This is a genomic window from Aeromonas allosaccharophila, assembly GCF_016026615.1.
Classification (GTDB): domain Bacteria; phylum Pseudomonadota; class Gammaproteobacteria; order Enterobacterales; family Aeromonadaceae; genus Aeromonas; species Aeromonas allosaccharophila.
In genome coordinates this window covers 2,634,499-2,650,000 of the sequence record NZ_CP065745.1, presented here as the reverse complement: position 1 = coordinate 2,650,000, position 15,502 = coordinate 2,634,499, and the positions used below count along the sequence as shown (strand labels likewise).

The window sequence follows — 15,502 nt, the reverse complement described above, 5'->3', positions numbered from 1 at the left end:
TCTTCAGCCTTGTGCTGTTGCAAACATGCTCTTTAACAATCTGGAAAGCTGATTTAAAAAGTAGTTCTCAAACATTTGTTACAAGTGCTTTGGAAACTTCTTGGCGAAAACCAAATTTTATTTGGTCCTTGTTGTACTTCAACAAGTCGCGTCGTTTCGACGACACTTCTTGGGGTTGTATGGTTAAGTGACTAAGCGTACATGGTGGATGCCTTGGCAGTCAGAGGCGATGAAGGACGTACTAACCTGCGATAAGCTGTGAGAAGTCGGTAAGAGACGCTATTACTCACAGATTTCCGAATGGGGAAACCCACTTAGCATAAGCTAGGTATCGTTGCATGAATACATAGTGCAACGAGGCGAACCGGGAGAACTGAAACATCTAAGTACCCCGAGGAAAAGAAATCAACCGAGATTCCCTCAGTAGCGGCGAGCGAACGGGGATTAGCCCTTAAGTTTCTTGGAAGTTAGTGGAATGGTCCTGGAAAGGCCAGCGATACAGGGTGATAGCCCCGTACATGAAAACGACCTTGAAGTGAAATCGAGTAGGGCGGGACACGTGACATCCTGTCTGAATATGGGGGGACCATCCTCCAAGGCTAAATACTCCTGACTGACCGATAGTGAACCAGTACCGTGAGGGAAAGGCGAAAAGAACCCCTGTGAGGGGAGTGAAATAGAACCTGAAACCGTGTACGTACAAGCAGTGGGAGCCCTTCGGGGTGACTGCGTACCTTTTGTATAATGGGTCAGCGACTTACATTTTGTAGCGAGGTTAACCGTATAGGGGAGCCGTAGGGAAACCGAGTCTTAACTGGGCGTCTAGTTGCAAGGTGTAGACCCGAAACCGGGTGATCTAGCCATGGGCAGGTTGAAGGTTGAGTAACATCAACTGGAGGACCGAACCCACTAACGTTGCAAAGTTAGGGGATGACCTGTGGCTGGGGGTGAAAGGCCAATCAAACTCGGAGATAGCTGGTTCTCCCCGAAAGCTATTTAGGTAGCGCCTCGGACGAATACTACTGGGGGTAGAGCACTGTTTGGACTAGGGGGTCATCCCGACTTACCAACTCCATGCAAACTCCGAATACCAGTAAGTAATATCCGGGAGACACACGGCGGGTGCTAACGTCCGTCGTGAAGAGGGAAACAACCCAGACCGCCGGCTAAGGTCCCAAAGTTCTGGTTAAGTGGGAAACGATGTGGGAAGGCTCAGACAGCTAGGATGTTGGCTTAGAAGCAGCCATCATTTAAAGAAAGCGTAATAGCTCACTAGTCGAGTCGGCCTGCGCGGAAGATGTAACGGGGCTCAAACCAGGCACCGAAGCCGCGGATTCATACTTATGTATGAGTGGTAGGGGAGCGTTCTGTAAGTCTGCGAAGGTGTATCGAGAGGTATGCTGGAGATATCAGAAGTGCGAATGCTGACGTAAGTAACGATAAAGGGGGTGAAAAGCCTCCTCGCCGGAAGACCAAGGGTTCCTGTCCAACGTTAATCGGGGCAGGGTGAGTCGACCCCTAAGGTGAGGCCGAAAGGCGTAATCGATGGGAAGCAGGTTAATATTCCTGCACGACTTGTAATTGCGATGGGGGGACGGAGAAGGCTAGGTGGGCCAGGCGACGGTTGTCCTGGTGAAAGTGCGTAGGTGGTGTTTCTAGGCAAATCCGGAGACACAACACTGAGACACGAGACGAACGCACTACGGTGCGGAAGCCATTGATGCCCTGCTTCCAGGAAAAGCCTCTAAGCTTCAGATTACAAGTCATCGTACCCCAAACCGACACAGGTGGTCGGGTAGAGAATACCAAGGCGCTTGAGAGAACTCGGGTGAAGGAACTAGGCAAAATAGAACCGTAACTTCGGGAGAAGGTTCGCTCTTGACAGTGAAGTCCCTTGCGGATGGAGCAGTCGGGAGTCGCAGTGACCAGATGGCTGGGACTGTTTATCAAAAACACAGCACTCTGCAAACACGAAAGTGGACGTATAGGGTGTGACACCTGCCCGGTGCCGGAAGGTTAATTGATGGGGTTAGCGCAAGCGAAGCTCTTGATCGAAGCCCCGGTAAACGGCGGCCGTAACTATAACGGTCCTAAGGTAGCGAAATTCCTTGTCGGGTAAGTTCCGACCTGCACGAATGGTGTAACCATGGCCATGCTGTCTCCACCCGAGACTCAGTGAAATCGAATTCGCCGTGAAGATGCGGTGTACCCGCGGCTAGACGGAAAGACCCCGTGAACCTTTACTACAGCTTGGCACTGAACATTGAACCTACATGTGTAGGATAGGTGGGAGGCTTTGAAGGCGTGACGCCAGTTGCGCTGGAGCCGTCCTTGAAATACCACCCTTGTATGTTTGATGTTCTAACGCAGGGCCCTGAATCGGGCTCGCGGACAGTGCCTGGTGGGTAGTTTGACTGGGGCGGTCTCCTCCCAAAGAGTAACGGAGGAGCACGAAGGTTGGCTAATCCTGGTCGGACATCAGGAGGTTAGTGCAATGGCATAAGCCAGCTTAACTGCGAGACGGACAGGTCGAGCAGGTACGAAAGTAGGTCATAGTGATCCGGTGGTTCTGAATGGAAGGGCCATCGCTCAACGGATAAAAGGTACTCCGGGGATAACAGGCTGATACCGCCCAAGAGTTCATATCGACGGCGGTGTTTGGCACCTCGATGTCGGCTCATCACATCCTGGGGCTGAAGTCGGTCCCAAGGGTATGGCTGTTCGCCATTTAAAGTGGTACGCGAGCTGGGTTCAGAACGTCGTGAGACAGTTCGGTCCCTATCTGCCGTGGGCGTTGGATGATTGAAGGGAGTTGCTCCTAGTACGAGAGGACCGGAGTGAACGAACCTCTGGTGTTCGGGTTGTCACGCCAGTGGCACTGCCCGGTAGCTAAGTTCGGAATCGATAACCGCTGAAAGCATCTAAGCGGGAAGCGAGCCCTGAGATGAGTCATCCCTGACCCCTTGAGGGTCCTAAAGGGCCGTTGGAGACCACAACGTTGATAGGTGGGGTGTGTAAGCGCGGCGACGTGTTGAGCTAACCCATACTAATTACCCGTGAGGCTTAACCATACAACACCCAAGAAGTGTTCTGGGCCTTGTAGCAAATACCAAGCGAACTACTAACTAATTCAGTGATAGCGACAAGCCACGAGCAACATCGTTATTCACGTCAGCTTTCTCAGATTGAAGAATTTGCCTGGCGGCCATAGCGCCGTGGAACCACCTGATCCCATGCCGAACTCAGAAGTGAAACGCGGTAGCGCCGATGGTAGTGTGGCATTCGCCATGCGAGAGTAGGACACTGCCAGGCACCCAATACAAGAAACCCCGCTCATCGAGCGGGGTTTTTTATTGGCTGAAAATCAGCAAATCGCCTGAAAATTGACCTTCTTTACTCCTCCGTCCCCTGAATCCCTTATCTTCCCGTCTGTTTTACTCATAAAAAACGGCCCTAGGGGCGTAAAATGGCGCTTTATTTCGTCGGAGATAGCCCATGTTTTGTCCAAAATGCGGCGGTCAAACCCTGCAGCGCATCAGTCAGAAAGAGTGTCGTTGTGACTGCGGTTTTCATTTTTTCCAGAATGTTGCGGCGGCAGTGATGGTGGCGATCTGCTGGCAGGATGAGGTGCTGGTTGCGGTGCGCGCCCGTAATCCGGGTAAGGGGCTGCTGGATCTGCCGGGGGGATTTGTCGATCCTGGCGAGTCGCTGGAGGTCGCGCTGCGTCGTGAGTTACAGGAAGAGTTGGGGTTCGATATGGCTGGTCAGCCATGTCGTTATCTTGGCTCGTTCGCCAATACCTATCCCTATGACGGCATCACCTACCACACCTGTGACACCTTCTTTGCCATTACGCTGGCAGAGAAACCGGCTATCCAGCCCGCCGATGACGTGGCTGATTGTCAGTGGGTGAAGCTCGATTCGCTCTCCTTGTCCCGTTTCGCTTTCACCTCGACCCGATCTGCCGTGGCGCTATTGCAGCAGCCTGCTCATCTCTGAGCTTGAGGCCCTCCGGGGCCTCTGTTGATCGCGGAGTCAGAATCTCCGGCGTCAGAGGTCGCGACTATCCCTGTCCGGTGATCTCGCCCTTTTCGCCGCCATGCCCCCCCTGCGTTGCCCCGGATGATATAGTCACGGTCAGGATCCCTATTCAAGGAGTGCATCGTGAAGAAGATCATCTACATCTTGCTGGGCCTGGCCGTGGCGGCGGTGGTGGCCATTGCGGCGCTGGTCAGCCTTATCGACCCCAATCAATTCAAACCCCAGCTGGCTGAGCAGGTGCGCAAGAGCACGGGCCGCGAACTGGTGATGGCGGGGGAGATTGACTGGCGTTTCTGGCCGAGTCTCGGCCTCTCGCTGGAGAAGGTCGCCCTGCGCAATCCGGCCGGTTTTGCCGAGCCGGATCTGGTTCGTTTCGAACAGGGCGAGGCCTCGGTGGCCCTGTTGCCGCTGCTTTCCCATCGTCTGGAGATCGGCAAGGTGACCCTGAGTGGCGCCCATCTCTTTATCCAGACCAAGGCGGATGGCAGCTCCAATCTGAGCGGACTGATCAAAGATGCCACTGCTGATGCAAGCGAACCGGTCGTCCCCGCAACCCCTGCGCCAACCGCTGATAGCAAGCCCTGGCAGATCAGCTTGCAGGGTGTCGCGCTCTCCCAGGCCAGTGCGCTGGTAAAGGATGATCGCAGCGGCACGTCGCTGCGACTGGATCGCCTCGATCTCGATATGGGGCAGCTGGCCACTGGTCAGTGGGTACCCGTGACGCTGGCCGCCAAGGGAAGTGCAGACAAGCTCGCTTTCGATATCAAGGGACAGACCCAGATCAAGCTGGCGCAGGAGGCGATGGCCAGTGAACTGAAAGATCTGAGCCTCAGTGGCAGCCTGAGTGACCCATCCCTGCGACTCGAGAGTTTCTCCATCAAGGGAGACCGGTTGGCCCTCGGTGAGTGGAGCAACCTCACGTTGGCACTCAAGGGGGCCAAAGGCGAGGGGCAACAAGCTTCACTGGCTGGCTCGCTGGAGGGGACGCTCAAGGGGCGGCTCGATAAAGAGATGAAGCTTGCCGAACTCTCCGATGTGCTTCTGACCGCAGCGCTGGAAGGTGATGCGCTGCCGCGCCCGCAGATGAAGCTGAAACTGGCCGGGTTTGCCCGCGCCGAGCTCGACAAGCAGTTGATTACCCTGAGCAAGCTGGTGATGAGTGCTGATGAGGCTCTGCTGAGTGGTGATGGAACCGTGCAGCTTGGAGCTGTTCCCGCGATCAGCTTCGATCTCAAGGAGGAGAAGCTGGATCTCGATAAATGGCTAGCCAAATCGGCACCGACCACACCTGCGCAGGCCAAAGAGAACAAACCGGCGATCGGTGCTTCCAATGCCGCTGCAAGTGACAATAAAGCGGCAACCGGCAAGAGCGAAGCTCTCTCCGCGGTTGAACCGGATCTGGGCGCGCTCAAGGGGGTGGATCTGGATGGTCGGCTGCAACTCGGCAGCCTGCGTCTGAAGGGGCTGGAGCTGGGGAGCGTTGACCTACAGGTGGCGCGGACCAAGGGACTGCTGACGCTCAAACAGTTCAGCGCGACCGTGGCTGGCGGTCAGGTGAAAGCGAACGGGGTACTCGACGCACGCCAGCAACCCGCCACCTACAAGGTGCACAAGCAGGTGACCGGAGTGAACATTCGTCCCTTGTTGCAGACTCTGGCCCAGAGTGATCTGCTGGAGGGCAAGGGCGATCTGGATGTGCAGGTGCAGGGCCGTGGTCTCTCTGCGCTGGCACTGCGCAACGGGATGCAGGGCAAGGTTACCTTGAAGCTGAGCGATGGTGCCCTGCACGGCATCAACCTGCCTGAGATGATCCGCGAGGCGCGGGCCACCCTCACTGGCAAGGGGGCCGAACAGGTGAAGGAGGCGCGCAAGACCGACTTCAGCGCCCTGACCGCCAGCTTCCTGATTGCCGATGGCATCGCCCGCAGCAACGACATCCAGCTCTTTGCCCCGGCCTTACGAGTCAAGGGTGAGGGGCAGACGGCGCTGGTGCCACAGAGCCTCGACTTCCTGTTCCTCACCTCCATCGTCGAGAGCAGCAAGGGGCAGGGGGGCAAGGATGTGGACGAGCTGAAGGAGATCACCATTCCGGTGCGGATCGGCGGCCACTGGCAGGCGCCCAGCTACCAGCTCGACGTAAAGGCGCTGCTCAGCAACAACAAGCTGCTGGAGGATAAGGCACGCAAGGAGGCTGAGCGCGGCCTCAAGAAGCTGCTGGGTGACAAGGCCGACAACGATGCCGTCAAAGGAGTGGCAGACCAGCTGCTCAAGGGACTGTTCAAATAGGTGATGGTTCATATGGGCTGGCGGGCGCTGCGCCAATGCTGTTAGCGGTTGACCGGATGTCAGCGCCATTGAAAAATGGCGCTGACATTTTTTATGGCGCAGTGATCTGCTGTGTCTTCATCCGGAGTCATCTCGAGTTGAACCCATGCGCCTGATCCTGCTGCTCTGCTCCCTGATCTGCTACGGCATGGCTTCTCCCGTGCTGGCCGGGCCGCTGGCGGATCGTCTGGCTGGCGAGCTGGCCAGGCAGGTTCCCGAACAGGCGCTGCCTCTTGACGAGGTGCAGCGGCTCGACCGTCGCCTGATTGCTCCTGACACCCTCTATCCCGCCTGGCACCGTTATCCGCTGCGCCAGTTGCAGGCCATCTATCGCTATCAGCAGGAGTGCGGGACAGAGAATGACTTGCCCGCCGAGTGGCTGCCACTGCTGCGGGCGCTTTGCAAAGAGGGGTCAATGCCCTCGGCCAGCTGGTTTGCCGCTCACCCCGTCTATCCGCTGGGGGGAAGTAGCGCTGCCCGCTGGCTGGCTGGTCATCCGGCGGCCGGGCTCGACGATCTGCTCCATGTGCGGGAGCGGCGCGACCGGTTGGGGCAGCTTGGCGAGCTTGATGATGACAACCTCGACGCCCTGCTGCGGGGCGAGCGCTGGCTGCTGCAATCGGATCAGCTCTGGCTGCTTGCCGATGGGCAGTGGCGCCGTTATGGCGCCGGGCTGTGGCAACCGCTGGCCGAGCGGCTTGGCGTGACGCTGGATAGCCGGGTCGATGGCTCCTGCCAGGAGCGGGTTGGGGGGATCTGCATCAACGAGCGCACCACGCTGCATTGGCAGTGGCTGGCGCTGGCCAGTACGTTTGGCTTTATCCTGTTGCTGGGGTGGGCCAGCTGGCAGCGCTGGCGCCTGCTGCGGGAGCGGCGTGTCGCATTGCAGATGCTGACCCACGAGCTGCGCACTCCCATCATGGCGCTCTCCGGCATCAGCGAGGAGCTGCGCCACGACTTCGACCGGCTCCCCCCTTCCGCCCAGCAGAGCGTGGGTCAGCTGCTGGGCAGTGTCGCCCGCTTGCATCAACTGGCACAGGCCAGTCGCCACTATCTGGCGGCAGAGACGCTCGAGGATGAGCGGGTGGCGGTCAGTCTGGCCGAGTGGCTCACGCTGGCCTGCGAGCGGCATGGCGCAACCTTCTGCCTTGAGCGTGAGTTGACACTGGCGCTCCCCTTCTACTGGCTCGATCTCGCCCTCGACAACCTGCTGCGTAACGCCAGCCAGCATGGCCGCGCCCCGGTTCGGATCTTTGCCAGTTGGCAGGCGGGGCGCTTGATCCTCGCGGTCAGCGATGGCGGCGAGCTGCCGAGTTACCGGATCGCCACCCTGCTGCGTCGTGGTGCCCGTGCCGAGGGTTTGGGGCTGGGGCTTGCCATTGTGCGCCATCTGCTGCGCCGTCTTGGCGGACGCCTCGCTCTATCCGGCCCGCCCACTACCTTTACCCTGACGCTGCCCTGCCAACTCTGGAGCGACCCCGAATCATGAAGACCATCCTGCTTGTCGAAGACGAGGCGCTGCTGGCGGAGAACCTGCAACGCTATCTGATCCGCGAGGGGTATCGCTGCCTCTGGTGCGACACCTTAGCCGCGGCGGAGCAGCAGTGGCTGGCTGCGGATCTGGTGCTGCTGGATCGCACCATGCCAGAGGGGGATGCTCTCGACTGGTTGCCCCAGTGGCTGGCGCGCAAGGCACTGCCGGTGATCGTGCTGACCGCAAGGGTGGAGGTGAGCGATCGGGTGGCCGGGCTCGATGCGGGGGCGCGCGATTACCTGACCAAGCCTTTCTCCCACGACGAGCTGCTGGCGCGGATCCGTGCTCAGTTGCGCCAGCTGGGGGATGGCACTCAGGCGATGGGCGGCTTGCAGCTTCATCCCGCCCGGATGCAGGCGAGCTGGCAGGATGCGGAGGTGAGCTTCACCCCCACCGAATTCGCCCTGCTCACCCTGCTGGTGCGGATGGCGGGGCGGGTGCTGAGCCGGGAGGAGATCCTCAACCGGGTGTGGGGCTATCAGGCGTTTCCCTCCACCCGCACGGTCGATACCCATATTCTGCAGCTGCGTCAGAAGCTGCCCGGGCTGACCATCGAAACGGTGCGTGGCATCGGCTACCGGCTGGAGGTGACTGCGTGAAGCGCGCAACGCTGGCTGGGTTGTTGTTGGCTCTAAGCGTCGGCCTTCTGAACCTGGGCCTTCTAAACGTAAGCTGCGTGATGGCAACCGAACGCCTCCAGGAAACCGAACGCCCCAACCCGCTGCAACCGGCCACCCTGGCGCTGTTGCAGGGGGATAACCGGCACGCCTGGCAATCTTTGCTGCAGGCATGGCCTGCCCTCAACAGCGATGCCGAGCGCCGCAGCTGGCAGGGGATGCTGGCAGCGCTAAGTGCCCTGCACTGCGGCAAGGATTTCCCGCTCACTCTGCCTGATGGCGTGAGCGAGCTGCGCCTTGAGCTGATCCAGCGCGATGCGCCGCTGCTGCGGGATTATCGGGTGCAGCTGACCGGGGAGGGACCCATCACAGCCGCTGAACTTATCGATCCCGCTGGCCGCAACCGCTTGGAAGGTGCTCAGTGGGAGGCGGAAGAGAATAAAGGGGTCAGGGTTGTCGGGGCCGATCTGCCGATGCCTTTGCCAGCCGGGCTCTATCAGCTGCGGCTGACGGTGGCGGGCCAGCGCTGGCAGGTGGCGTTGCCGCTGCCTGCGGTGCAGGATCTGGACTGGCTCTCCCGCTCGCCGCAGGCGGTAGCCAATCCTCCCGCCAATCCCGCTTCGTGCACTCCGCTCTGGCTTGAGCAGACTGTGCTGGCCCGCCCGCAATACTCACTGCTCTGGTGGCACCGGATTGCGCCTGATGAGCCGGTGAACTGGCCAACCGCCACGCCCGACAGCTGGCGCACCCTCTCGCTGGTGCAGACCAGCCAGCGTGGCCAGCTGGTGTTGCAGCTGAGTCACAGTCAGGCGGGGCCGGTTGATTAATGCGCATCGTGATAGGCAGTTGCACGCAATCCTGACATTGGCCTGACAATCGCAGGCCGCCGATCTGCTGAAATGGCGATTCCCGTTTTTATCAGGAATCACCGACCATGACTTCTTTCCCCGTGCTGGCGAGCCGGATCCGCCCGCTGCTGCTGTTGGCGCCGCTGTTCTCCCTGCTCTCACTGCCTGTGGAGGCGCTGACCCTTGCCAACGAGCAGTGGCGCATCGAGCTGGATCCCGCCACCCTGGCAGCCGAGGCTGTGCTGCCATCGGGCAAGCACCTTGTCATCTCTGCCCCCGGCCCGCGTCAGCCGGTCACTGCATTGCAGCAGGAGGGGGAGCGTGCCAGCTGGCTGACCCGTGCCGATGGTGAGGTGCGGGCGTTGGCTCGCCTCGAGGGCAATCGCCTGATCCTCACCCTGAGTCGCGCGAGTGCTGGCGAGCTGGTATGGCCGCGAGTGCCGGCAGGGGCACAGGCGCTGATGCTGCCGATCCACGAGGGTTTTCGCATCCCGGTTGAGCATCCCGCGTGGCGCAAGGCGCTGGCGCAGGAGTATCAGGGGATCAACACCACCGAGGATCTTACCCTGCCGCTGGTCGGGCTGGATCACAGCGATCAGCAGTTGGCGATCCTCTTTGCCAACCCCTTCAACAACCGCCTCTCCTTTACGCCCAAACCGGACGGCATAGCACTCACAGCGACCCATAGCATCAATCGCCTCAATCAGGCTGATCCCTATGAGGTGGCGGTGTTGCTGCAGCCGGGCAATGACTGGCTGGCGGCGGGCAAGGCCTATCGCAGCTGGTTGCAGGAGCGGGGCGAGCTGGTCTCGCTCGAGAGCAAGCTGGCGGCGGTGCCGGATGGCAAGCGACTGATCGGTGCCTCTCACCTCTATCTCTGGGGCGAGCGACTGCTGGTGCCACAGGATGTGAAGAGTTGGCCCGCGCTGCGCCGCCTGATCCCCGCTGACTGGCTCAAGGGGGAGAGCAAGCGTGCGCTGCAAGCGCCCGACCTTGAGCGCAACCGCTACCTGCAAAATCTGGTGCTGGCCGGTGTGGAGCAGGCGCTGGCGCAGCGCCATCCGGGTCAGCAACCGGCCGATTTAGCTGCCCGGCGTGCGCTGGCGGCCACGCAACTGGGGGCTGCGCTCAACGAGCCGCAGAGTTGGGGTGATGGCAGCTCGACCAAGATGATCGCCGCTCTCAAACAGGCTGGACTACCCAAACTCTGGCTGGGTCTGCCCCAGTGGACGGCGGGCTTTGCTGCGCCGGAGGGGATTGAACTTGCCAAGCAGGCGGGCTATCTCATCGCACCTTACGACTCTTACGATACCGCGCTGCCGGAGGGGAATAGCCAACAGAGCTGGCTCACCGCCCAGATGGGGCAAGATAGCTATCTGCGCTGCGGCATCATGCAGGAGAACGGACGGCGCAAAAGTGGCTTTCAAAGCAGCGGCGTCTACACCAATCAGGCCTGCGTGCGCCCGGTGATGGAGCAGCGCGTACCCTGGTTGCAGCAGGCGAGCCACTACAACAGCTGGTTCCTCGATGTGGCGGCGACCGGCATGGTGTTTGACGACTTCGACCCGGCCAAACCGACCACTCAGGCACAGGATGCGCAAAACCGCATGGCGGGGATGGCGTGGATTGCCAAGAGTCAGGGTGTGCTGGTGGGCTCCGAGGAGGGCGGCGCGGTAGCCAACCGCACCGCGGCCTTTGCCCACGGCCCCCAGACCAGCGGCTTTGGCTGGCAGGATCCCGATATGCGCCGTAACAAGCGCTCCCCCTACTATCTGGGGGCCTGGTATCCCGAGCATCAGCCCGATTACTTCTTTCGCCAGAGCCACCTCAAGCCCGAGTATCAGGGGCTCTACTTCGATCCGGCGCTGCGGTTGCCGCTGTTCCAGAGCGTCTTTCACGACAGCATAGTGACCACCCACCACTGGACGATGGATAGCCTGAAGTTCAAGGAGAGTCGCCAGGTGACCGAACTGTTGCAGCAGCTCTACAATGTGCCGCCGCTGCTCAATCTCAGTCTGGATAGCGCCAGCGCGCGCATTCCCTACCTCAAGGGGCTCGATGCTTTCTTCCGTCCGCTGCATGAGAGGCTCTACAACCAGCCCCTTACCGGTTTTCACTGGCTCGATAAAAGAGGTGTAGTGCAGCAGAGCGAGTTTGCCGATGGCACCCGACTGATAGTCAACTTCGGCCCGGCCACCGAGCAGGCGGGGATAAAACTGGCCGCTCAAAGCGTGTTGGCGCTGTTGCCCGATGGCAGTCAGCAGCAGTTTGTCTCGCAACCGGATGGAGCGCGTTGAAGTTGGCGCTGGTTGGTTTGGGTACTATCGTGGCGGGTAGCGATCGTGAAACTGATAGTGGAATAACAAGGATGCTCAATGAACAAAAATGTGTTGATCACCGGTGGCAGTAGAGGAATTGGTGCTGCTACCGCTCGTTATCTGGCGGGGCAGGGATATAACCTCTGCATTAACTATCGGTGTGACCGGCAGGCCGCCGATGCGCTGGTGGCTGAGATCAAGGCTAACTTTGCTGTCCCCTGCATAGCCGTGCAGGCGGATATCAGTATTGAGGCTGAGGTGGTGCATCTGTTTGAAGAGATGGACGAGCGGCTCGGAGTGATCACTCATCTGGTGAACAATGCAGGGATCTTGCAACCACAGATGAAAGTGATGGAGATGAGCGCTGAGCGCTGAGCGCATCAACAAGACTTTGACCACCAATGTGACCGGCTATTTTCTTTGCTGTCGTGAGGCTGTACGGCGTATGGCGGTGGGCAGCGCCATCGTCAACGTCTCCTCGGCAGCTGCCCGTTTGGGCTCGGCAGGTGAGTATGTAGATTATGCAGCCTCCAAGGGGGCGATCGATGTGCTGACCAAGGGGTTATCGTTGGAGGTCGCGGCAAAGGGAATACGCGTCAACGGTGTGCGTCCCGGCTTTATCTATACAGAGATGCATGCCGACGGGGGGGGGAGCCCGATCGGGTGGATAGAGTGAAGAGCCAGATCCCGCTGCAACGGAGAGGACAACCAGCCGAGGTGGCCGCCGCTATCGCTTGGTTGTTGTCGGACGAAGCCTCCTACGCTACCGGCACCTTCATCGACCTTGCCGGTGGACGATAGCGCGTGATGCTACCGTAGATATCAGGATGAAGCAGGGGCGCCCAAGCGCCCCTTTCTCGTTGAACCAGCTGTGGTTTATCTCACTCTCCCAGCAGGGTTTGCCAGACTGCGAGCACATGGTTGCGCTCACTCTGCAGCTGATCATCGCTTACCTTGCGGGAGATCTCCGAGAGGTTGAGGCGATGGCCGAGGTTACGGATCTCCAGATAGGCCTGCTTCAGCCCCTCCGCCTGCTCCAGCGTCAGCACCCCCGCCATCACGCACTCGTCGAAGATGCGCACGTTATCGGACCAGCGGGTGAGGGCATCGGGCTCGCCGCAGGCGTGGGCCAGCACCAGATACTGGGCGATAAACTCGATATCCACCATGCCGCCAGGGGACTGCTTGAGATCGAACTCGCCAGCCCCCGCCTTGAGCAGGTGGTCCCGCATCTTGTGGCGCATCTCGCGCACCTCGCGGGCCAGAGTTGGTAGCTCCCGTTCCCTGGCCAGCACATCGCGGCGGATGCGGGCAAACTCGGCAACGATGGCGTCATCGCCATAGATAGGGCGAGCCCGCACCAGCGCCTGATGCTCCCAGGTCCACGCCTCGTTTTGCTGATACTGCTCGTAGGCCGACAGCGACGAGACCAGCAGGCCGGAGTCGCCGGAGGGGCGCAGCCGCATATCGATCTCGTAGAGAATGCCGGACGGGGTGCGGGTGCTGAACAGGTGCAGGATCCGCTGGGCGAGACGCAGGTAGAACTGGCGGCTGTCGATGGGCTTGCGGCCATCTGTGTAGCTGTTGGGGTCGCCGCCGTGCAGGAACACCAGATCGAGATCCGAGCCGTAGCCGAGCTCGATGCCGCCCAGCTTGCCGTAGGCCACCACCGCAAAGCCGCGCTGGCCGCTCACCGCTACCTCGGGCGGTACCCCGTAGCGTTCACTCATCTGGGCCCAGGCTTGATTGACCACCTCTTCGGTGATCGCCTCCGCCAGCCAGGTGAGGTGGTCGCTCACCTTCATCAGAGGCAGGGCGCCGGCGATGTCGGCCGCCACGATGCGCAGCAACTGCACCTGCTTGAACTGGCGCAGCGCCTCCATCTGCTGCTCCACGTCCTCTTCGGGGATGCGCAGCAGGAACTGGCGCAGCTGGGGTTTGTATTGATCGAGCGGGGTGGGGTGATAGAGGTGCTGGGGATCGAGCAGCTCATCCAGCAGGATGGGGTAGCGGGCCAGCTGCTCGCTCACCAGATGGCTGGCATCACACAGCCGCACCAGCTGGCGCAGGGCGCCCGGGTTCTCCGCCAGCAGCTGCAGATAGGCGCTGCGGGTGAAGATGCGGGTCAGCAACTCGCACACCCGCTCGAACAGGCGGGCGGGCTGCTCGCTGGCCACCACCAGTCGCAGCAACTCCGGCATCAGCCAATCCAGCGCGATACGCCCCTGCGGCCCCACCTGACGGCGCTTGTACTCCTCCTTGAAACGCAGCAGGGCAGCGCAGAGCGGGGCGGGCTCGGCCACCCCTTGTGTGGTCAGCAATTTTTCCAGCTCGGCGGCATCGAGCTCGGTACGCCAGAGGTCGAGCCAGAGCTGCTCCAGATGGGCGGGTGCCTCTTTCTCTTCCCCCACCACGGCGGCGAACTCCTGATGGACGGCGGCCATCTCCTCATCCAGATGAGCCATAAAGGCGCCCCAGTCAGCAAAACCGAGGGCGGCGATCAGCCGCTGGCGATTCCGCTCTTCGGTGGGCAGGGTCTGGGTCTGCTGATCGCCGATCTCCTGCAATATGTTCTCGACCCGGCGCAGGAAGCGATAGGCATCCAGCAGACGGTCGCAATGGGCGGATTCGAGGGCGCCGCACCGGGCGATGGCGGTCAGCGCCTCCGGCAGATGACGCACCCGCAGCGCCGGTTCGCGCCCGCCGCGAATAAGCTGCAGCGCCTGGGCGATAAACTCCACTTCACGGATGCCGCCAGCCCCCAGCTTGATGTTGCCCTCCAGCCCCTTGCGGCGCACCTCGGCGGCGATCATCGCCTTCATCTGGCGCAGGCCGTCGATAACGCCAAAGTCGATATAGCGGCGAAACACGAAGGGGCGCAGCATCTCGGCCAGCTCGACCGCGTGCTCGCACTGGGGGCCCAGTACCCGCGCCTTGACCATGGCGTAGCGCTCCCAGTTGCGGCCGTGGTGCTGGTAGTAATCCTCCATGGCGGCAAACGAGATGGCGAGCGGCCCCGCATCGCCAAAGGGGCGTAAGCGCATATCGACCCGGAACACCTGACCATCCTGGGTGGGCTGGTGGAGGGCGTTGATGATGCGCTGGCCCAGCTTGATGAAGAATTGCTGGTTGGCGAGCTCGCGCCGTCCGCCGACCGTGTAGCCGTTCTCGGGGAAGGTGAAGATTAGGTCGATGTCGGAGGAAAAATTCAGCTCGCCACCGCCGAGCTTGCCCATGCCGAGGATCAGCAGCGGCTGCGGGGTGCCGTTGCCGTCCATCGGGGTGCCCAGCTCGCAGCACTGTTTGGTGTAGAGCCAGTCGCGGGCGGAGCAGATGAGGGCATCCGCCAGTTTGGTGAGATGGATAAAGCTCTCTTCCACTTCAGCGTGGCCCAGCAGCTCGCGCCAGGCGATCACCAGCATGCGGCTACGGCGGAACTGGCGCAGGATGCGCTTGAGCGCCTCTTCATCACTCACCTCGGCCAGTAGGGCGGTCAGGTCGCTCTGGTAGGCGGGCCAGCGCTCGGCCCGCTCCAGATCCTTGGAGGCGAGCAGCTCGGTCAGCAACTCCGGTTGTTTGAAGAGGGAATCGGCGACAAAATCGGAGAGACCGAGTAGGGTCAGCAGGGTGTGGCGCATCGGTTCGGGCTGGTTGCCATAGTCGGGGGCCAGTTCGACCAGTCGCTGCCACTGACGTTCGGCCTGTTCTTGCAGCAAGGGCGGTAAAGAGTTGATAGACGCAGAGATTGATGCGGAGGGAGAAGCAAAATGCTGGGCCACGGTTGCCGTCCTTGTGGTTAACGGGTCTGCATAGTGAGCA

The 15,502-nt window shown here is 60.6% G+C and carries 10 protein-coding genes and 2 rRNA genes; 11 read left to right on the top strand and 1 reads right to left on the bottom strand.

Annotation, left to right across the window (positions count from 1 at the left end; translation table 11 throughout):
* Positions 1-181: 181 nt before the first annotated feature.
* From I6G90_RS11935 to I6G90_RS21490, 11 genes are all read left to right on the top strand, one after another.
* Positions 182-3,071, top strand: a 23S ribosomal RNA gene (locus I6G90_RS11935).
* 126 nt (positions 3,072-3,197) lie between these two features.
* A 5S ribosomal RNA gene (gene rrf / locus I6G90_RS11930) occupies positions 3,198-3,312 on the top strand.
* Positions 3,313-3,495: 183 nt separating this feature from the next.
* Positions 3,496-3,999 carry an NUDIX domain-containing protein gene (locus tag I6G90_RS11925; protein ID WP_197927655.1) on the top strand — a complete coding sequence of 168 codons (504 nt, stop codon included), beginning with the start codon at positions 3,496-3,498 and terminating at the stop codon, positions 3,997-3,999.
* A gap of 165 nt (positions 4,000-4,164) precedes the next feature.
* Positions 4,165-6,327 carry an AsmA family protein gene (locus tag I6G90_RS11920; protein WP_197927654.1) on the top strand — a complete coding sequence of 721 codons (2,163 nt, stop codon included), beginning with the start codon at positions 4,165-4,167 and terminating at the stop codon, positions 6,325-6,327.
* Positions 6,328-6,472: 145 nt separating this feature from the next.
* Positions 6,473-7,855, top strand: coding sequence for an ATP-binding protein (locus I6G90_RS11915; RefSeq protein WP_197927653.1), 1,383 nt, complete (start codon positions 6,473-6,475; stop codon positions 7,853-7,855).
* Positions 7,852-8,499, top strand: a complete 648-nt coding sequence (locus I6G90_RS11910) for a response regulator transcription factor (protein WP_197927651.1) — start codon at positions 7,852-7,854, stop codon at positions 8,497-8,499. Before I6G90_RS11915 ends, I6G90_RS11910 begins: the two co-directional genes overlap by 4 nt.
* An 80-nt stretch (positions 8,500-8,579) precedes the next feature.
* Positions 8,580-9,344 carry a DUF2861 family protein gene (locus tag I6G90_RS11905; protein WP_232254356.1) on the top strand — a complete coding sequence of 255 codons (765 nt, stop codon included), beginning with the start codon at positions 8,580-8,582 and terminating at the stop codon, positions 9,342-9,344.
* 107 nt (positions 9,345-9,451) lie between these two features.
* Complete coding sequence (locus tag I6G90_RS11900; RefSeq protein ID WP_197927647.1) at positions 9,452-11,662, top strand: glycoside hydrolase; 2,211 nt, start codon at positions 9,452-9,454, stop codon at positions 11,660-11,662.
* A gap of 78 nt (positions 11,663-11,740) precedes the next feature.
* The gene (locus I6G90_RS21500; protein WP_269668376.1) at positions 11,741-12,058 is read left to right on the top strand and encodes an SDR family NAD(P)-dependent oxidoreductase; all 318 of its coding nucleotides are present in this window, start codon (positions 11,741-11,743) and stop codon (positions 12,056-12,058) included.
* 28 nt (positions 12,059-12,086) lie between these two features.
* Positions 12,087-12,359, top strand: a complete 273-nt coding sequence (locus I6G90_RS21495) for an SDR family NAD(P)-dependent oxidoreductase (protein WP_269668425.1) — start codon at positions 12,087-12,089, stop codon at positions 12,357-12,359.
* Positions 12,347-12,484: an SDR family oxidoreductase gene (locus I6G90_RS21490; RefSeq protein ID WP_269668375.1), complete on the top strand. Its 138-nt coding sequence runs from the start codon at positions 12,347-12,349 to the stop codon at positions 12,482-12,484. The genes I6G90_RS21495 and I6G90_RS21490 overlap by 13 nt, the downstream gene beginning before the upstream one ends.
* An 80-nt stretch (positions 12,485-12,564) precedes the next feature.
* Here I6G90_RS21490 and glnE read toward each other — a convergent pair whose 3' ends face one another.
* Positions 12,565-15,462 (bottom strand): bifunctional [glutamate--ammonia ligase]-adenylyl-L-tyrosine phosphorylase/[glutamate--ammonia-ligase] adenylyltransferase, encoded by a 2,898-nt coding sequence (gene glnE, locus I6G90_RS11890; RefSeq protein ID WP_197927645.1) that lies wholly within the window; start codon positions 15,460-15,462, stop codon positions 12,565-12,567.
* Positions 15,463-15,502: the final 40 nt, after the last annotated feature.